This window comes from Microvirga rosea (genome assembly GCF_020595095.1).
Classification (GTDB): Bacteria; Pseudomonadota; Alphaproteobacteria; order Rhizobiales; family Beijerinckiaceae; genus Microvirga; species Microvirga rosea.
On sequence record NZ_JAJDOP010000001.1, the window covers coordinates 776265 to 795272 of the forward strand.

A 19008-nucleotide genomic window follows, 5' to 3' on the forward strand; every position below is an offset into this window, starting at 1 on the left:
TGCGGGCGCGATATCAATACTGGCGAAATCAATACTGGCGAACTTGGCCTGTTATTTCCATGATGGCGTTGAGGCCGACGCTCGCTTCATCGGAATAGCCGGTTCTCTGGACGGCGCGGAAAACCTTCTCCGCGTCGTTCATGCGCCCGAGCTTGAAGTAGGACCAGCCCCGCAGCAGCATGAGGTCGTTCTGCTCGGGAACGATCCGGCCCCGTTCGCTGAGTGCCAGAAGGGTATCGACCCAGCGCCCGTCGCGGTACGCCGCTAAGGCCCGCTGCGCCAGAATGGCAGCGCTCAGCTCGGTCCTGCGCGTGGCGTTCTGCGGAGCCTGAGCGGCGGCAACGGCGGCCTCGCTCGTGAGGTCCTTCCGAAGGTAGGCGAGCGACTTGCCGTAGGCCGCATCTTCCCGGATGGCGGCGCTGCCGAGCCTCATGGCCTGGTCGAATGCCGCCGCCGCCTCCAGTGGACGGTTCAACTCCATGAGACACCATCCGAGGGTGACCGCCGCATTGGGGGCAAGGCCGCTGGGATCCTGCGTCATCGTGCAGGTGCTGCGGCGGGACGGCCCCTTTCGGACGACCCGGCGGCTTCCCTGAAGCTGACGCTCCTGAGCCAGGGCGACCCGGTCGTAGGCGGCCATTCGGGTTTCCTCAACGGAATGGGAGCGGGCGGGAGCCGGAGCCGGCGGCTCCGGTGGCTCGGCCACAACGGGTGCCGGTCGCGCCGGGACGGCAGGCGCCGGAGGGGGGGCCGCAACCGGGGCGGCAACCTGCGCCGTACGGTCGCGGGAGATGTCATCGGCGAGTTCCACGATCCGCCGGGAACGCGAGCGCCATTGCGCCGCGAGGGCGCTGAGCTTCGTCCGGTCGTTGAGGCGCTGGCTCGCCAAGGCTGCGCCATAGGCCGAAGGCTCGTCATCGGCTTTCCAGCTGAGGGCTTCCTCGAACCAATCTCGCGCCGTTCGAAACTGGTCGGTATTGTAGGAATACCAGCCAAGAGCTTGTGCACCGTTCACGAAGCGGGCCTTGGCGACAGCCGGGATGATGCGGGCAATCACCTTGGGATCGAGACGGGGCGGTGGGTCCTGGCTCAGGAGCGCTGTCGCCACATCGAGATAGACCTGCATGGTCTCAGGCGTCTTGTCCCGCCACTCATACGCGAAGGCTTCCGCGTCGACGAAGCGGTTGAGATCGCGCAAGGTCAGAGCATAACCTTCGGCGGCCTTGGGACCTCCGTTCCGGTCGAGGGCCGTCTTGAACCAGTTCAGGGCCTTTTCCGGGCTCTTGTGATGGTAGTTGTAGTAGCCCAGGAGCAGGGCGTTCCCCGGCTCGGATTCGCCTTCCGCCAAACGTTCGACAACGGCGAGATCGTCAGGCGGGACAGTGATTTTACCATCGGTCGAGGCGCGTTCCACCCGTCTCCGGGCCAGTTCGTCCCGAACGGCCGCGAAATCATCCGGGTTGTCGCTGCCCTTGCGTTCGAACCGCAGCAGATCCGTCACCTGCTGTTCGTCGAGGAGCGACAGCGCCTTCTGAAGCGTGCCGAGCCGCTCGGTGGGATTGGGGCAATTCGTCAGGATGTAGGTATAGACATCGCGCGTCCGATTGCTCTGATTGGTCTTCGCGAACGCTTCGGCAACCCGCCACAGGGAATCGACGTTGGCGCATGTGAGCAGCGATGGCGTTTCGGTCGCAATCGACAGGACCGTCCGCCATTGGCTGTTGTCGGAAGCGTTCATGAGTCTCCGGCGCGCTTCGGAAACATCCAGAGCGGCAACGAGGTCCGGGGGTGGCTTCCATTGCGGGTCGGCCGCCTGACGCGCGGCGATGGCGGCACGCGCCTCGCCGAAGCGGTTCTCCGTGTAAAGCCCCCACAAACGATCCACTTCAGGATCGTTCACGGGACCGCTGCCGCCGCCCACGAGCTGTGACAGATCCGCCGGGGGCGTCCAGTCCGGATAAAGAGCCCGCAGGCGCGCGATTTCAGCATCGACCCGGCGTGTGTCGCCCTGGGATGCGAAGTACCGGAGCGCCGACTCGTCCACCTGTGGACGCGCCGGTGCCGGCCCCGGACCCGGCTGATCAGGCCTTTGAGGAGAAGGCGACCCGGATTGCTGAGCCACAGCCGCAAAGGCTAGGCCCGCCACCAGAAACACCATCATGCCGCGCGTTAAAGGCATTGCGGATATTTTTCACTGATCAACGACATCGACAGCAGGTAGAGGCTGGCCGGGTAGTAGAATTGTGGATCGAACGCCTTCAGGTCCTCCGGAACTTTCGTTCCATCGAGCGCGCAGGCAAGCACGGCGGAAAGGGCCACATAGCCTTGGTTCGTCAGACGCTCCTTGATCTCGCCCGTCACCACATTGACGACGGCAACGCCTTCCCGATCAGTGATCCAGCGTTGTTTGAGCGTCTTTAGCCAGTCCACGTCGGCCATTCCCGCTCTCAATAAGTAAAGAGGTATCCTTAACGAGTTGTAACCGAATTCGGGATCGAACCCTTCGGCGGTGCGTGGCTGCAGGCGGTTGCGAATGGACATCCAGTCGGCCGGAAGATGGGTTTTGCCCGCAACCGCCTGCTGAAGCAACACGATCCCTTCGCGCCACACGGCGCTCCAATCGTATTCGGGAGCCAGGGTCCTCAGGACCGGAAAGGCCTCGAAGACCCAATAGGAGAGATTGACGATCGGTCCGTCCTGGCGGTCCGCCTGAGTAAATCCTTTCGCGGCAGGCAGAAGAAACGGAAAGTTCGCATTCTTCACAATGGTGGCTTTTCCGATCGCCTTCGCGAGCTTCTGCGCGGCCTGGGTATAGCGCTGGTCCTGCCACGCGCTTCCGGCCTTCGCCAAAGCGTAGGCGATCAGGATGTCTCCGTCCGTCGCATTGTTGCGATCCGTCACGTGGGGCGTCGCGGCAGGATCCCATTTCCAGACCGCCAGGCCGTCGTCGCGGATCAGGAGTTCCGTGTAGGTAAACGTCCAGATCTTTTCGAATGTGGCCCGATCGCCTGCCGCAAAGGCAAGGAGCAGGCCATAGCCCTGCCCCTCGCTGTGGCTGATATTGCCGTTGGCGTTATCGACAACGCGTCCGCTGTCCTCGACGAAACGGGTCCGATAGGCTTCCCAATTCGCGGATGGGACAAAGCCCGTGATCTTAAGCTGCTCGACGGTTTGACTTCTCGCGGATGGTGCCGAACCGGTCATCGCCAGAAGCAGCGCCATCGTATGGAACAAAGATCCGAATGCCTTTTTCATGCCCTCTCACCGGCTGCGACCCAGTCGATTGAGCAACAAATAGGTCGCCAAACCGAGAAGTGAGCAGCACACTACAAGAAGAAGTGCATATTGCAGGATGTTGACCGACATCCAGTTCGCTGCGACGAGCCGCAGATTGATGAACGACAGCGGTTGGGTCTGCACGAAGGCGAAGCTGTCGATCGGCTCGACTTCGAGCTTGTCCTCGACCGGATCGAGCGATGCCGCGCGTCCCGAAACCTGCGACCAGACCGCAGGACTGGTCAGCCGAATCATCTCTTCCGCAAGAGCTTCCTCGGTCCGCGCCGTAATCAGCGTGCGGGTGCCTGAGCCATCCGCCTGGCTCTGGGCGAGGAGGAGGCTCGCCCGCTGCGACGGCTCGTAAGGACGGCCTTTTTTCTCCTCAAGGGTGAGCTTCGCGAGGGAAAGGTTGAAGGTATTTTCCATCCAATCCTTGAAGGATTCCAGGCTCTGTTGCAGGAAGCCGCGCCTTTGCAGCGTTTCGGACCAGCGACGGCGGATTTCATCGGTCGACGCCAGCTCTCCGGTATCGGCCGGGGCCGTTGCGGCCTTCGTGCTTGGTCGGGCGGATGCGTCGGCGCGGGGAGCGGTCTGATAGGACCAGTTCGGCATCGGGCTCGATTGCCAGGAGGTGCGCAGGTTGTCCGAGACATTGACGCGTCCCAGCAGTCCCTGGGGCAACTGGTCGACCGCACCCACGTGGAGCACGGAAACGTCGCCCGCGCTAGCGGCGTTTACGAAGTATGCTCTGACGGGAGCGTTCGCGTCCCGCGCCATCCGCGCCAGAAGCGTCCCGGCTGCCGAATAGTTGAGGGCATCCTGTCTGGCGAGAACAACCGCGACCGGAGCATCGCCATAGGGAAAGCCGCCCGTACTCAAGGTCGAGAGATCCGGCGTTCTGCCGATGCGGCCATAGGTCGGAACGTAAAGCGACGTCGTATCGAAAAGCGCAAACCGGCTGGTGTCGGAGAGGGTTTCGCCCGGCACGCAACGATCGTCGGCGGCGGTCAGCAGAATCGTCTCAAAGGCGATCTGATTGATTCCCGGCTTGAAGTTGCGCATCGGAACGCGCATCGGATAGCGCCGGAAGATATTACCCCTTGAGGTAATCGTCATCGTGACGCTGATCCGGCCGTTGACATAGACGTCTATGTGGCTGCCGGGCTGCACGGCAGCCGTATGCGCGGCGTCGAGGTAAAGGGTCGCCTCGCCATAATCGGTCGCATAGAAATCCGAGGGCAGATTGACGGTGAAGCGGGCCCGCAGGCGCCGCCCGGAGAATTCCTGGGTTGGGATACCAAGTTCCGAGAAGCGCACTTGCCGTCCCCCGAGCAGGGTCGGCGCCTCCGGCCAATGCCACGACGCCGTATCCACCGTCCCCCGCTCGGCAACGCCGTTGATGCCCTGGCCGCCCACGATGGTGATGGCGTTGTCGAGGTCGTTCCAGGTCGGGCCCGAAACAAGCAGATACGGTGCGGCGGATCCCGGATCCTGCATCATCAGCATCACGGGTTGGATCGAGGCGGCATCCGGCACGGTCGGGGTGAACCCGCGCAGCTCGCTTGCGACTCCCATCACGACCTTGAGAGTCCCGACAGGAGCCGGCCCCGGATCATTCTCGAGAACCTGAATCACCGGATGAGCATACCGGCCGCGAAGGGCGACGTTCTGAACGAGGCGCAAGAGGCGGTCACGGATCTCGGGACGGTAAATGCGCGGCGCGACGATCCGGATCGTCGTGACGCCGAAATTGTCGACGCCGATCGCAGGCAGGTCTTCGAGGCTCCGGATCGTCCGCGGAGCGCCTCCCGTGAACATCAGGCTGGTCGACGCCGCGCTGACTTCCGTCCAGAGCTCATAGGTCGCCTTGACGGTGCAATCCGTGCGGTGTCGCTGGACCGCATCCATGCGGATGATGTTCTGTCCCGTCCGCAGAAGACCCTGCCGGATCGGCACGACGACCTGCTTTACGCCTTGCGAGGAAACGATGGGGATTTCCGTAACGGCTTCCCCGTTGATGACGACCTTGAGGTTGGACGCCTCCGGCATGACGACCACGGCGTTCTGATAACCCACCGACAGGTTCGTGCCGCTCGCCGCCTCATCCTGGGTTAGGAAGAAGGCCCAGCTCCGCGAGTCCGTTTCTCCTTCGAACCGGATGGTTTCGAAGGGGAGAAGGGGGCGGGACATGCCCCGCACCGGCGCCGTCTGTCCTGCCCCTTGGGCTGCGGCACGGGCCGGAGCATTCGATGGCGCTGGCGGCGAGGGGGGAACCGCCGTCCCGGATGTCGGCGCCGCAGAGCGTCCCGGCGATGGGGCCGCAGGCGTCATTCCGAACGGCACGGGCAATGCTGGATTTTGAACCGACGGAGCGGGGCGTGCGGCGGGAGGAGCCGCCTGTTGCCCCCTCATGTCGAATGCGGGAGCCCCCGGGGCGGGTGCCGGGACGGAGGGTTGCGTTGCTCCTCCAGGAGCAGGGGCCCTTGGGGCGCCCGGCGAAGCCTGTCCGGATTGTTCCGGCGACATGCTGAACGGCGCCGGCTGGGCAAGCGCCGGGCCCGCCGCGAGGGCGCTGAGCGCGAGTAGAAGAGGAGCGAGGGAAAGTGTACGCAACGCGGCCTCTATTTCGCTGTAGGAGCCGTGTCGCCGGCCCTCGCGACAGCCGGCGCGGCGGCTGAACCAAACTTGTGAAGGCCGAGCAGATAGGCCAGCCCACGTCCCGTCTGATAGATCGCGACGCCGAAAAACCAGATCGTGCCCCGCAGGATGCCGATGTCCTGATGACGGCGTTTCTGGAATTCGCTCCACTGATCCGCGTTCGCAAAGACCAGATCCGCAATCAGCCGATAATGCTCGGGCGTTTCGGTGAGAAAACGGCAGCCGATCAGAATGCCCTTTTCATCCATGCTCATCTTCCGCACTTCCATGGGCAGCTGATTGATGGGAAGCTTGGAATAGGGTGTGAATTCGAGGGTTCCGAGAGCGCCTTTCTTCAAGCCGGGCAAAGCCGATTGCGACAGGCGAAGATTCGCGCCGCCGACCGAGACGTCCAGGATCATCGCGTCGACCACTTTGTCGCCCATGATGAACCGGCTTGTCCGCTGAGCGCGCACCCGGTGGCTCTGTCGCCGCGTTCCTCGCTCGGACACCACGCCGAGGGCGCAGCCGGCGATGATCAGATTCAGGAGATTCCAGGCTCCGGTCACGAGCGTCACATCGGCCTTGTATGGCTCTGCCCAGACCCGGACCGCCGTGGCGATGACGCCGAGCAGGAGAAGGCCGAAGATGATGTAGAACGGTGCGCCAAGCTCCGAGACCCGGCTCAGGCTCACGGATTCATTCTTGGACGTGACCTTGAAGGTCGGCTTGCTCGGATTGGCGATCACGGACAGAATGGCGGGCAGCAGATAGACCGTCTGGATGAACTCGTACAGATCCGAAATCCATGGCCAGCGATAACGGCCATAGAGATAGTTCTGCATCATGAAATTCACCATCATGTAGGTCGATGTGTAGGCGAGGAACTCGCCTCCGGACGCGGTGAAGATCTCAAGGGAAAAGAACAGATAGCACAGAGGAGAAATGAGGAAGCAGAATCGGGTGAAAGGGAAGAACCAGAAAAGCGTGCTCGACATGTAGCACAGGCGCTGAGGCACGGTGAGCCCGCGCTTCAAGGGGGGGAAGCGGTAGCGCATGATCTGCATCATGCCCTGCGCCCATCGGGAGCGCTGGCCGATGAAGCTGGCGAAGGTATCGGGCTGCAAGCCGGCGATCAGGGGCTTGTCCACGTAGATGCTCTTCCAGCCCCGGGAATGAAGCTCGAGAGCCGTTTCGCAGTCTTCCGTGATGCTGATGCCGCTGAAGCCGTTGGTCTCCTGCAGCGCTTCCCGGCGCAGCAGGGCAGCCGAACCGCAGAAGAACGCGGCGTTCCAGCGGTCGAGACCTCTTTGAATGATGCCGTAGAACATCTCGTTCTCGGACGGCATCGTCTCGAATGTCCCGAGGTTGCGTTCGAGGGGGTCCGGGTTGATGAAGAAATGCGGCGTCTGCACGAGAAAGAGATTTTTCTCCGTGCTGAAATACCCGACTGTTTCCTCAAGGAAGGTCCGGGCCGGCGCATGGTCCGCATCGAAAACCGCGACGAGGTCGCCGGTCGAGTGCTCGAGGCCGTTGTTGAGATTGCCTGCCTTCGCGTGAAGGTTCTTCGCACGGGTCAGATACCGGACGTCCAGGGCCGCGCAGAGGGCCTGCAATTCCGCCCGGCGCGCACGCGCCTCCTCGGCCTGGAGCTTGTCGGTGGATTGGCACTTCTGGTCCGTCCCCCCGTCATCCAGGAGCCAGACCGTCATCTTGTCCGCGGGATAGTTCATGGCCTTGGCGGCGGCCAGGGTCGACGCCAGAAGATGGGTGGTCTCGTTGTAGGAGGGAACGAAAACGTCGACGGACGGAAGGTTCTCGTCTTCTAGGCGTGGCGGTCGCCGGGACGATGCGGGACTCGACACCACGAAGAGGCTGAGAAACAGCATCATGACGCTGTACATCTCGGCCAGATAGAGCAGGAAGGCCGGAATGGAGTTCATCAGCTCCGTAATCGGCGGCAGGGTACTGGTGGTTCGCCAGAAGACATAGCGGAGGACGATGGCGGTTCCCAGCGCCAGCGCAACCATGCGCCAGATGCCCTGCAACCGAAAGAATTTCAGCACGATCATGCAGGAAACAACGACCAGTCCTGCGATGAGATGCGCCTGGAGACTGATGGGTAAGGCAACCAGCAAGAGGATCAAAGTAGCCGCTACAGCCCAGAAGGCTACGATAAGACCCTTCTTCATGGATCATCAATCTCGTCTGAATGTCTTTACGTCACAAGGTACGCATAATCTAAGGATGGACAGGGGTCTATCGTAATTTCAACCATCCGCGTGCGGCGAACGGCCGTGTTCGACTAGGGCGGAGGCGGAACGACCGGATAGCCTTCGAGGGGCTGTCTCGGCACAGTGGGGACTGGGGCGGGAGCGGGGCGCTCGATCGTGCTTACCGGGGCCCGGCGCGGCGCCGGCCGGGCCACGGGCGCAGGGCGCTGTGCCGGAGCCGCGCTCGGCGCGCCGGTTCCCATGCCGACCGGGAACAGGGGAGCGTCCAGGCCGCCGAGCTGAGGAGAGACCGGCGGCGGATCGCCATAGGGGTTCCATTCGCCCGACGTGAAATAGGCCGAGATCGTGAAAGCGTACATGGTCCGGAGCAGCTGTTCCTCGGTGGCGTCCGCATCGCACAGGCGTAGCCGGATCGAGACGACACCGCCCGGGATCAGAATGGCAGGCTTGTTCGGCTCGATTTCCTGCCAGGCGTAGAGACAGGTGTCGCCGGTTCCGGAGCGGGCTGTGGCGAAACCGAAGGGACCGTATTTGTTTTGGACGTAGTAGAGCGAGGTCCGCATATCGAGGCCGGGCAGGCGGTCGTCCATCTCGCCCTGGATCCTGTCCGGGGTGATCCGCCGGACCTTGAGCACGTCGTCGAGCTCCGACGGAACCTCCAGGTCGTTCACCAGACTGACGTAGAATGCATTCTGCCCGGCGGTGGTGGAGGCCGTGGAGAGCGCGATTTCCTGGGAAATGCCGTTCTTGTAGGTGCGTTGAAGGACGGCGACGACGGCAGGTCCCCCCGGAGGCGGCAGGATCAACGCCTTGGTGGCCGGAACTTCCGTCATCAAGGTGGCGAAGCGCAAGTCCGACTGGGTCGAGCAGCCCGCGAGGAGCGCGGCGGCCGTCAGGGCCAGCCCCATGAAGGCGGGGAATTTTCCAGGAAGAGAACCGGATTGTCTGGAAGGACGGCGCAATCTTGAAACGGCCAAGGCTGAAAGGGATGGGAAAGGCATAATGCGGATGGATGCTGGCGTCGGACGGTCAGCGACGGCGATGGCAACAGGGGAAAGTCTTCATGGTGGTCTCTCCTCGTGTTGACTCTGCGCCGGGATGAAATGCCTAACCACACATGACCAAACATGGTTAAGGAAATGTGAAGTCCCTGCCGAGACTTGGTGATTTTCCGCTGTCCTGGCGCGATGTGCCGCCGGATGGACGCCTCGGCGGATTCTTACAAAAAAAGCGGGCGGAACCCGGCAGCCTGCGGCAGCTGGGCCCGCCCGCTTTGCTTCGGGATCGGAAAAAAGCGCCCTTATCTTATTTCAGCGAGCGGACGATCTCACATAAGGCGTCGACGACGATCCGGCTGATGGCCGCCCCCTTCTCGGCGGAGGCGAGGCTCGGGTCGCCGACGACGCCCGAGCCGCCCGAAATGTCGGCCATGGACCGGAACAGCGAGCCGCGTCCGCCGCGAAGCAGATCGGCATTGGCCCAATCGTAGGTCATCACATGGCTGTGACCGGGGATTCGATCCCTGCGGACGCTCGCCCCGTCGATGTGGAGCATCAGGGAGGTCTCGAACTCACAGGCATGGCCGACGCCGCCGAAGGGGCTTTCCTGCACCTTGGTCAGCGCATCGGTCGCGATCCGCCACCATGTGAGCAGGCCGACCTGACATGTGCGGTGACGGGCTCCGAAACTCTCGACGATCACCTGACCGATCGCCTGATTGCCGCCATGGCTGTTGAACAGGAGAATGTTGGTGAAGCCGTGCGCGGCGACGGCGCTGAGAATATCCGTCACGTAGGCGAGCAGCGTCGCGTGCTGAACGGTCAGCGTTCCGGGAAAGTCCATGTGATGCTCGGAGGTACACACCACGACCGGCGGGAGGATCAGCACTTCGTCTCGAAGCGTCCTGTCCATTTCCTCCAGAAAATGGCCGCCGATCCGGGCATCGGTATCAAGGGGCAGGTGCGGCCCGTGCTGCTCGATGGCCGCGATATTCATGACCACGGGGATCCTGCGATCGAGTGCGCCGATTTCGCCCGTCGTGAGCTTTTCCCACCTCATGGCTTCACCGCCCAAAGCTCGATTTCCACGACGAAGTCCCGCAGGAGCTTCGTTTCCACGGCCGTTCTGGCCGGAAGAGGCTGTGGCATCATCTCGGCATAGACTTCGTTGAACGCGGGCCAGTCGTTCAGGTCCGTCATATAGACGTTCACCTTGAACACGTCCGCCAAACTGCATCCGGCATTGCGCAACTGCATGGCGCAGTTCTCGATCGTCACGCGGGCCTGCGTGCGGATGTCCGAGCCGATGGTCTTCCCGTCCGCTCCGACCCCGGCCTGTCCGGAGATCACCACAATCCGGCCCGGAGCGACCTCGACCACCGGAGAATACGGACCATGGCCCGGCGCCTGCGTGGCTGGCGGAACACGCTTGACCTCCTGTGGCGTCCGGTTCGTGCCCATGGGATTGGGCAGATAGCCAAGGAAGCCGGCGATCCGCCAGCGCCCTTCGATATGTCTGCAGAAATACTGGGTCTGCCAGCGCAAGCTAACGGTCTCGCCATCATCGAGCCGGATGGAGCCGTCGAACTTCTTTCGCGCCAGCGCGAAGTCGCCCATGATCTCGATGTCCCTCAAGGTGGTGAGAGCAAAGAGCGACCGGCGCAAATCCTCGTCTGATACGCGGCCTTTGAGTTCCTTCGCTCCATTGAGCCACGATTCCCGGTAACGGGCGATATCCGCATAGGTGACGCGCCAACTGTCCGGATTATCGGAAAACCGCGCATCGATGCCGAAAAACACGTCCGGCGCGAAATCACGGAAATGAGCGTCCCAGTCCCCGGCCACGAACGCATCGATGTCCCGGTGCACGAGCATCTCCCAGATCGCATGACGGGAAGCATCGGCCGACGGAAAAGGATTGATATCGGTCATCGTCAGGTCCCTAGCGGATGGTGCGTTCCGACACCTTGAAGCGGTGAATGGCCTCGTTGTCGAGTTCGATGCCCAGGCCGGGGCCTTCGGGCAGGCGGATATGGGGCGGGGTGATGGCGAGGGGCGTCTTGAGAAGATCGTGGGAGCGGATCATGCGTCCGAAAATGTCGCTTGGCCAGATGCAGCTCGCGGCCGCGGCGCTCTGATGGACATACATCGCTTCCAGGATCCCGAGATCCACTTCCGAACCGTGCCAGCAGGGCAGGCCGGCCATGGCGGCGAGATCCGCAAGGGCTTTGAACTTGGCGAGGCCGCCATTGAAGTTGAACCCGTCGATGGCGCCATGGGCGATGGCGTTCACCGCCTCATGGGGCCGCTGACCTTGAAACACATAGGGCAGCGAGACGTGCAGGGCGATCGGGATGGAGCTGAACTGCCGCAGATTCGCATAATCCTGGATCATCCAGCGTTGAATCGGATCTTCGAGCAGGAGAACATTGCCGACCTTTTCGAGCTCGCGGATGATCGGGCGCGCATTGCCGGAATTCTCCCACCGCTGGTTGGGATCGAAGATCACCTTCATGCCGGGCGCATGTTTCTCGATCTGCGTGCACCAGGCGACCACGTCATCCTCGAGATCGCATTTGAACTTGATGCAGTCGAAACCCTGATCCTGGTATTGGCGCACCCAGGGGCCGATTTCCGCAACGGTCCGGTGGCTCGACCATGCACTGATCTTGACGTGTTCGCGGATCGCTCCTCCGAGGAGTCGATGGAGCGGGACGCCGAGGGACTTGGCATAGGCATCCCAGATCGCGCATTCGAACCCGTCATATTCACGGCAAAGGGCGATCGGAAGATTCTGCAGGGGCAGCTCGGCGACGCTCCGGCCGAGGAGCATGTTGGAAACGCCTTCGATGATCGACCAGTTGTGATCCCGGTAGAACTCGGAAATGCCGACCGTTCCGTCCCGCAAGGTCATGCGCAGGATGAGCTTGGGCAGCTCGTCGAACTGGACTGACCAGGCCTGCTTGCCGCCGACGGGCAGCATGTGGAGCGGCTTGTTGAGGCTGTCGGAATTGATCACCCCCGGATGTGCGGGAACGATGACCTCTTCGTAATCGAAGCGAACAATGGTTTTGGCGTTGATATCCATGCGACACCGATCAAAGGACAGAGCGGAGCTTATGAGCAGAAAAGTAGTTAAACAACGAAATTTGCGGGGATGTGGAAAATTCTTCGTCATAAATATTTATGACGCTACATTTCCGATGTGATTCCAAATGGGGTAGAGCCATGAGCCAAGTCGTTGTCGTCACGGGAGGCGCAGGGGATATCGGGCAGGCGATTTCCACCCGCTTTCTTCGCGATGGGCACCGGGTCGCTCTTCTGGACAGGGACGAGGCGGCCCTGGAGAGGGCGAAGAAAGCGCTCGGCGCACCTGATGGGCTGATGTCCGTCGGCGCCGACGTGACCGACATGGCGTCCGTCCGCAAGGCCGTGGCGGTGACGGAAGAGCGCCTCGGTCCGGTGGACGTACTGGTCAACAATGCGGGCGGCGTCGTCAGCCCGACGCTCGCAAGAACCGACGAAGCCGCCTGGCTTTCCGATCTCGAACTCAACCTCAACGGCGCATGGCGGTGCGTGCGGGCCGTCCAGGACGGGATGATCGCCCGTCGGCGAGGGATCATTCTCAACATCTCATCCGTGAACGGATCGGGCATCTACGGTTATCCCGCCTATAGCGCCGCGAAGGCAGGACTGATGCAGCTGACCCGCTTCCTGGCGGTCGAATTCGGACGCCACGGCATTCGCGCCAACGCCATCGCTCCCGGGACGGTCAAGACGCAGGCCTGGAAGGCGCGCGTCGCTGAAAACCCGGAAATTTTCGAGCGCCTGAAGCGCTGGTATCCTTTGGGCGACGTCTGCGTTCCCGAGGATATCGCGGGCGTTGCGGCCTTCCTGATCGGCCCGGATGCGAGAATGATCACGGGCGTCGTGCTTCCGGTGGATGGAGGGCTCTCCTCGGGCTCGATCACCATGGCGCAGGAATTCTGCGGCGATGCGTTCACATCCGGCGATTAATCGCCGATTGGCTGCGCCTCGGTGTGACCGTGCAGGGCCAGCAGGGTCGTCCTGATCCGATGCAGCCGCCGTGCGGAGGCCGGCTGCTTCATGGCGCCCACGATGGCCGACAGGCAGTCGATCACGAGGAGCTGGCCGTAACGGGTCCTGTTCGGGAAATTGAAGTGAACCTCGTCGCCGGGGATGACCAACGGTAACAACAGGGTCGCCCGCTGGGCGAGCGGGCTGTCCGGCAAGGTCACGGCAATCACGGCGGCACCGCGCCCGGCGGCAATTCCGGCGGCTTCCACCAGCGAATTCGGCTTGCCGGTCACGGAAAAGATCAGGAATGCATCGCTCTTCTCCGCGATGGCGGCAAGCATCTGCTGCTTGTAGGGATCGGCGGAGGCCGTGACCGGCAGGCCGAAGCGGAACAGCCGGTTCTCCATCTCCTGCGCCATGACGGCCGAACTCCCCCCGACGCCCAGGCAGACGATCCGGCCCGCCTGAGCGATGATGGCGGCCGCTTCGCTCAGGAGGTTCTCGTCGAGTCCCGCGAAGGCCGTCGCCAGGGCATCCATGCCCGATTGGAAGACACGCTGTGCCGTTGTTCCGGGATCTCCAGCCTGCACCTTGCGTTCGGCTTCGATATACATGCGCCCGACGGCGAAATCCTGTGCCAGCCGCATCTTGAAGGCGCTGAAGCCATCGCAGCCGACCCGGCGGGCGAACCGCATCACCGTCGGCTCGCTGACCTGCGCCTGCGCGGCGAAGGATTTGATGCTGGTGCGGGTGGTGCCCTCGATATCCTGCAGGACGAGCGTCGCGACCCGCCGCTCCGCTTTTTTTAAGGAGGGGGCGATCTGCTCGATGGCCTCGATCAGGTTGGTGGGGCGGTTCATCCTATCACCAGAGGGTTTCAGGATCTCATAATCTGACGCCGAGATAGGTTCTGTCGTCGGCCCAGTTCGACGCGGTCGATCCCTTGGGAGAGGGATAGAGAACGACTTTGGCGGGATCCTCCCGCTCCGCCTCGGCGAAGGCCTCTTCCCAGGACGCCACGCCAAACGTGTCGCCCGGCTTGAAGTATCCGTCCGAGTAGATCTCCACCGTTTGAATGTCATCAAGGGCGAAGCGTTCGATGCGGATCAGGCTTTCGGGGACTGGAAATCCGTCGAGACAGGGATAGCCCAGAATGGTGGATGTGCTGTTTTGATAGCCGCCCTGCGCATTCACGATGCCGCCGGTGACGAGATGCGTGATCAGCTCCAGGGGGACATGGGGCAGGGCAGCCTGATTGGCACGGATCGCAAGACCTTCGATCCGGCTCATGTCGTCAGCCGTCAGAAGGCCCTCGAAGGCATCGGCCGGCTGGCGCGTGCCGTGCCATGTGATGCGCCGGGACATCTGTTCCTGCACGAGACGGTCCTGCGTCCGCTCGCCGATCACCGGCCAGGCCTCCCGGCGCAGGGTGGAGGTGATCAGGTCGAGGTCCTTCTCCATCCGCAGGATGTGTGTTCCGTTCAGCCGAACGCCGCTGTCGCCGACCAGGATCACGTCGAGGCTGGAGCCATGAACGAGAACAAGCGCCAGGGCCGCGGAAAGGCGCACGTTCAGGTCCGTCTGCGCCTTTTCGAACATGTTGTGGGCCTGGTAGGCCTTGGTGATGGCGTCCGTCAGGGCCCTGACGATGGCCAGGCCGTCCGACGGGGCGTCGGGCGCGCTCAGCAGATGCTCGAGCGCGCCCTTGACGATGGTTGCTGCGTATTGACCGGACAGCATGCCGGAATACCGGGTGCCGAGGCGGTCCGTGACGCCGTCGATCACCGCATAGGCACGGCCCGGCAGAATCACGAGGCGATCCTCGTTCGTATGAGGCTTGGACGGATCCTTCGCCTCGGAGAAAGCCTCGATCAGCATTGCGTTTCTGTCAGGTCGTTGGATCGGTCGGTCTCAGCGGTTCTGAAGAGCCGCCTTCCACTTGGCGATCCATTCGCTGCGGCTCTGGGCTACCTTCTTGATGTCGTAGTCGACCAGCTTGATCTGGCTGATCGGCTTCAGGCCGGCGCCCGTGACGTCCTTGCGTACGGAGCGGCGGCCGATTTCCGACACGAGCTGCTCCTGGACGGGCTTGGACAGGAGCCAATCGATGAAGACCTTGCCGTTATCCGCATGCGGGGCCCCCTTCACGAGAGCAACACCGTCCGCGACGGTCGAGGAGCCGTCCTCCGGATAAACGATCGCCACGTTGCCGCCGCCCTTGACGTAGTCGAGGGCGTTGTCCTCGAGGGTCAGGCCGACCAGGGCCTCTCCGTCATTGACGTAACGCGGAACGGCGCCGGAGGAATCCGACAGGTTCATGTTGGCGAGGGTCTTGTTGTACACATCCCAGCCCTTGTCGCCATAAGCCAGCAGGACGGTCGCGAGCTGCTGGAACGAGGAGCCGGACGAATCGGCCCGGGCGGACGAAACCTTGCCCTTCCACTTGGGATCGCCAAGCTCGGCCCAGGTCTTGGGATATTCGTTCGGCTTCAGCTCCTTGTTGTTGACCGCCATCACGAGCAGAATGCCCGTATAGGGGATCCATTCCGGGCTGACCTTGTAGGTCTGGAGGATGGCCGCGTCGTCCTTGGGCGTATAGGTCTGTAGCAGGTCCTTGTTGTCTTCGAGCTGCTCGCCGCCGATGCTCCAGATCACGTCGGCTTTCGCCGCCGATGATTCCGCCTTGACGCGTTTGATGATGTCGCCCGATCCTGCCTTTACGACATCGACCTTGATTCCCGTTTCCTTTTCGAACTTGGGAACCAGGGCATCGACGATGGACGCCTTGTGCGCCGTATAGACCACCACCGACTTATCTTGCGCCATCGCCGTGACGCTCAGCGACGCCAGCAGGATACCAGCCGTCAAGCCCACCTTCAGCATTCCGTCCTCCCCGGATTAAGTAGCAAAGCTACGCCATGTTGCTGAAACCTGGAAGTTTTGTAAAGTCGGCGGACAGCGAAGCGTAGTTATACAAAAATAGGAGTGGGGCGTGGCGGAACTGAGGATCCAGGGGTTGGCAAAAAGCTATCGGGACGTTCGCGTCCTCGAAAGCATCGATCTGACGATCGCCTCAGGGGAGTTCTTCACCCTTCTCGGCCCGAGCGGGTGCGGAAAGACCACGCTCCTGCGGACCATCGCAGGCTTTCAGCAGCAGGACCGGGGCGAGATCATCGTCAAGGGGGAGCGAATCGACCCCAAGCCCGCTCATAAGCGCGATATCGGCATGGTCTTCCAGGATTATGCGGTTTTTCCGCATCTGACGGTCGCGGAGAACGTCGCGTTCGGCCTCAAGGCCCGGTCCCTGCCGAAATCGGAGATCGAGGCCCGGGTGGCCGAGAGCCTGAAGATGGTGCGTCTCGACGGCTATCAATCGCGGCTGCCGGCGGAAATGTCCGGCGGTCAGCAGCAGCGCATCGGGCTTGCCCGCGCCATGGCCATCCGCCCGACCCTGCTGCTCATGGACGAGCCCTTGTCCAATCTCGATGCGAAACTGCGGATCGAGCTGCGCGAGGATATCCGCGATATCCAGCGGCGCCTCGGGATCACGACCATCTACGTGACCCACGATCAGGAGGAGGCTCTGGCCGTTTCCGACCGCATCTGCGTCATGAACAAGGGCCATGTGGAGCAGATCGGGACGCCCTTCGAGATCTACCGGCATCCCGTCCGGCGGTTTGCCGCGAGCTTTGTCGGCACCATGAACTTCGTGCCGGCCACCCTCGATGGCGGAAAGCTCGTCGTCGGCAGCCAGTCGCTTCCGTTCCCCGCCCTGCCAAAATCGGGACCCCCCGAACTCGCCATCAGGCCCGAGAACGTGATCCTGACCCGGCAGGAGGCCCAGGGCGAGGCCATTTCCCTGCGCGGAGAGGTCCGCAAGGTGACGTTCCTCGGCCGCGAGGCCCATTACACCCTTCGGACCGAGGTCGGCGAGATCATCGCCCAGGTCATGGATCCGAGCGCCGATTTCATCGCCATGGAAGGGCAGGGAATCGATATCCTGCTGCCCCTCGCAAAGTGCGCCCTGTTCGATGCCGACGGCGATCTCGTGAGCATGGGAAAGCAAGCCCGATGACCAAGCGCACCCGCTTCGATCTTTGGACCTTCGTCCTCATGGGCGCCTGGGCGATCCTGCTCATTCTGCTGGTATGGCCTCTCTCGTCGATCCTGAAGGCCAGCCTGATCGACAACGCCACCGGCGCCTTCTCGCTTGCTCACTATGTGGATATCTTCACGATCAAGGCCTACCAGCGGGCCATCGGCAACACCTTCATCGCAGGGTTCGGGGGAATGGCCGGCGCACTCGTCCTGGGTGTGACGCTTGCCTTCGTGACGACCCGTTTTCACATCTACGGACGCGCGATCATCCAGACCCTGGCCGTGGTGGCTCTCGTCTCGCCACCCTTCATCGGCGCTTACGCATGGATCGTGCTGTTCGGCGCCAGCGGCGTCATCCGGAAAGGTCTCGCGTCCATCGGCATCGCCATCCCGCCGATCTACGGAGTGGCGGGGGTGATCCTGGTGTTCAGCCTCAAGTTCTTCCCGCACGTCTTCCTCATTACCTCCGGGGCTCTGGCCGCCATCAACCGGTCCGTGGAAGAGGCTGCGGAAAGCCTTGGCGTGCCGCCCTGGAAGCGGCTCTTCACGGTGACATTTCCGCTGATCCTGCCCGCGATCTCGGCCAGCGCGCTCCTGACGTTCGTCCTGTCCATCGCGGATTTCGGCACGCCCCGGATCATCGGGCGCGACTTCAACGTGCTGGCGACGGAGGCCTTCAACCTGTTCTCCGGAGAGGTCGGCGGCAATCCCGGCATGGCGTCCGCGCTCAGCATCGTTCTGATCGTTTTGTCCATGATCGTCGTGTTCGGGCAGCGCTGGATCCTGCGCAAGAACGTCTATTACAGCAACCTGATCAAGAAGCCGGAACGCCAGCGGGTGAGCGGCCTCAAATCGGTCGGGCTGCATGTGCTGGCCTATACGATCGTGCTCCTCGGGGCACTGCCGGCATTCATCGTGGTGCTGTTCTCCTTCCGCCGCACCAGCGGTCCGGTGTTCCAACCGGGCCTGAGCCTTCAAAGCTACCAGAAGGTCATCGCGACGGTCTCCGATCCGATCTGGAACACCCTGCTCTTTTCCTCCATCGCGGTGGTGGCCATCGTGATCAGCGGAACGCTGATCGGTTACCTGATCTCGCGCCGTCCGAGCGTCGCCACCGGCTCGCTCGATGCGCTTCTGATGATCCCCTACATCGTTCCGGGAATCGTGATGGGCATTGCCTTCATCACCCGCTTCAACGACCCTCCTCTCGCCCTCACCGGGACGGGCCTCATCATCATCCTGGCGGTTTACGTGCGACGTCTGCCGTATTCGGCCCGCTCGGTGGCCGCGGCCTTGAAGCAGGTCGGTCCGAACCTCGAGGACGCCGCCGTCAGTCTCGGCTATTCGCCGGGACGGGCCTTCCTCAAGGTCACCGTGCCGCTGATCGTCCCGGGCATTTTGGCGGGAGCGCTCATGAGTTTCGTCACCGCCATGAACGAGCTCTCGTCGTCTCTCGTGCTCTATGTGGGCCGCACGATCACCATGCCGGTGAGGATCTATCTGTCGGTCATGGACGGCGAATACGGCACGGCCTCGGCGCTCTCGTCGATCCTTCTCGCCATGACCGTTGTGGCCGTCTATGCGGCCTTCCATCTCTCGGGCCGCAAGGAGAGCGCTCTGCTCTGATCCGCGCCCGCGTTTCGATGCGGCGCCTGCTGCGCCGCATCGAGAGCGCTTGTTTAAATTCCTGTCTTGCGCCCGAGGACCGAGAGGCATAAAACGCTGCC

The 19008-nt window shown here is 62.6% G+C and carries 15 protein-coding genes; 4 read left to right on the forward strand and 11 right to left on the reverse strand.

The window, feature by feature from the left end; translation table 11 throughout:
• Positions 1-28: 28 nt before the first annotated feature.
• The 3 genes from LJD17_RS03670 to LJD17_RS03680 are packed head-to-tail and all read right to left on the reverse strand — an operon-like array spanning position 29 to position 5466.
• Positions 29-2179 carry a hypothetical protein gene (locus LJD17_RS03670; protein ID WP_227382776.1) on the reverse strand — a complete coding sequence of 717 codons (2151 nt, stop codon included), beginning with the start codon at positions 2177-2179 and terminating at the stop codon, positions 29-31.
• Complete coding sequence (locus tag LJD17_RS03675; RefSeq protein ID WP_227382777.1) at positions 2170-3255, reverse strand: glycosyl hydrolase family 8; 1086 nt, start codon at positions 3253-3255, stop codon at positions 2170-2172. The genes LJD17_RS03670 and LJD17_RS03675 overlap by 10 nt, the downstream gene beginning before the upstream one ends.
• Positions 3256-3261: 6 nt before the next feature.
• Positions 3262-5466, reverse strand: coding sequence for a cellulose biosynthesis cyclic di-GMP-binding regulatory protein BcsB (locus LJD17_RS03680; RefSeq protein WP_227382778.1), 2205 nt, complete (start codon positions 5464-5466; stop codon positions 3262-3264).
• Between LJD17_RS03680 and LJD17_RS03685 the strand changes: the two genes are divergently transcribed.
• Positions 5465-5638, forward strand: a complete 174-nt coding sequence (locus LJD17_RS03685) for a hypothetical protein (protein ID WP_227382779.1) — start codon at positions 5465-5467, stop codon at positions 5636-5638. The two genes, LJD17_RS03680 and LJD17_RS03685, sit on opposite strands and share 2 nt — an antisense overlap.
• 259 nt (positions 5639-5897) lie before the next feature.
• Here LJD17_RS03685 and bcsA read toward each other — a convergent pair whose 3' ends face one another.
• The 5 genes from bcsA to LJD17_RS03720 all read right to left on the reverse strand — a co-directional run bounded on the left by bcsA (position 5898) and on the right by LJD17_RS03720 (position 12233).
• Positions 5898-8105 carry a UDP-forming cellulose synthase catalytic subunit gene (gene bcsA / locus LJD17_RS03690; RefSeq protein WP_227382780.1) on the reverse strand — a complete coding sequence of 736 codons (2208 nt, stop codon included), beginning with the start codon at positions 8103-8105 and terminating at the stop codon, positions 5898-5900.
• 113 nt (positions 8106-8218) lie between these two features.
• Positions 8219-9055, reverse strand: coding sequence for a cellulose biosynthesis protein BcsN (gene bcsN, locus LJD17_RS03700; RefSeq protein WP_264478231.1), 837 nt, complete (start codon positions 9053-9055; stop codon positions 8219-8221).
• Positions 9056-9452: 397 nt separating this feature from the next.
• On the reverse strand, positions 9453-10205 hold the full coding sequence (locus LJD17_RS03705) for a creatininase family protein (RefSeq protein WP_227382781.1): 753 nt from the start codon (positions 10203-10205) through the stop codon (positions 9453-9455).
• On the reverse strand, positions 10202-11077 hold the full coding sequence (locus tag LJD17_RS24210; RefSeq protein WP_319799669.1) for a Rid family hydrolase: 876 nt from the start codon (positions 11075-11077) through the stop codon (positions 10202-10204). Before LJD17_RS24210 ends, LJD17_RS03705 begins: the two co-directional genes overlap by 4 nt.
• A gap of 10 nt (positions 11078-11087) precedes the next feature.
• On the reverse strand, positions 11088-12233 hold the full coding sequence (locus LJD17_RS03720) for a mandelate racemase/muconate lactonizing enzyme family protein (RefSeq protein ID WP_227382782.1): 1146 nt from the start codon (positions 12231-12233) through the stop codon (positions 11088-11090).
• Between the two features lie 140 nt (positions 12234-12373).
• Here LJD17_RS03720 and LJD17_RS03725 point away from each other — a divergent pair, with 140 nt between their 5' ends.
• The gene (locus tag LJD17_RS03725; protein ID WP_227382783.1) at positions 12374-13162 is read left to right on the forward strand and encodes an SDR family oxidoreductase; all 789 of its coding nucleotides are present in this window, start codon (positions 12374-12376) and stop codon (positions 13160-13162) included.
• Here LJD17_RS03725 and LJD17_RS03730 read toward each other — a convergent pair.
• From LJD17_RS03730 to LJD17_RS03740, 3 genes are read right to left on the reverse strand one after another with little or no spacing between them, the layout of a single operon-like run.
• Positions 13159-14043 carry a MurR/RpiR family transcriptional regulator gene (locus LJD17_RS03730; RefSeq protein WP_227382784.1) on the reverse strand — a complete coding sequence of 295 codons (885 nt, stop codon included), beginning with the start codon at positions 14041-14043 and terminating at the stop codon, positions 13159-13161. The two genes, LJD17_RS03725 and LJD17_RS03730, sit on opposite strands and share 4 nt — an antisense overlap.
• Before the next feature lie 25 nt (positions 14044-14068).
• A complete protein-coding gene (locus LJD17_RS03735) occupies positions 14069-15061 on the reverse strand; it encodes a hypothetical protein (protein WP_227382785.1) in 993 nt (330 codons plus the stop codon).
• Between the two features lie 33 nt (positions 15062-15094).
• The gene (locus LJD17_RS03740) at positions 15095-16066 is read right to left on the reverse strand and encodes an extracellular solute-binding protein (RefSeq protein ID WP_227382786.1); all 972 of its coding nucleotides are present in this window, start codon (positions 16064-16066) and stop codon (positions 15095-15097) included.
• A 109-nt stretch (positions 16067-16175) separates the two neighbouring features.
• On the opposite strand from LJD17_RS03740, the gene LJD17_RS03745 reads away from it, so the two are divergent.
• Positions 16176-17258 carry an ABC transporter ATP-binding protein gene (locus LJD17_RS03745; protein WP_227382787.1) on the forward strand — a complete coding sequence of 361 codons (1083 nt, stop codon included), beginning with the start codon at positions 16176-16178 and terminating at the stop codon, positions 17256-17258.
• Positions 17255-18907, forward strand: a complete 1653-nt coding sequence (locus tag LJD17_RS03750; RefSeq protein WP_227382788.1) for an ABC transporter permease — start codon at positions 17255-17257, stop codon at positions 18905-18907. The genes LJD17_RS03745 and LJD17_RS03750 overlap by 4 nt, the downstream gene beginning before the upstream one ends.
• Positions 18908-19008 lie beyond the last annotated feature (101 nt).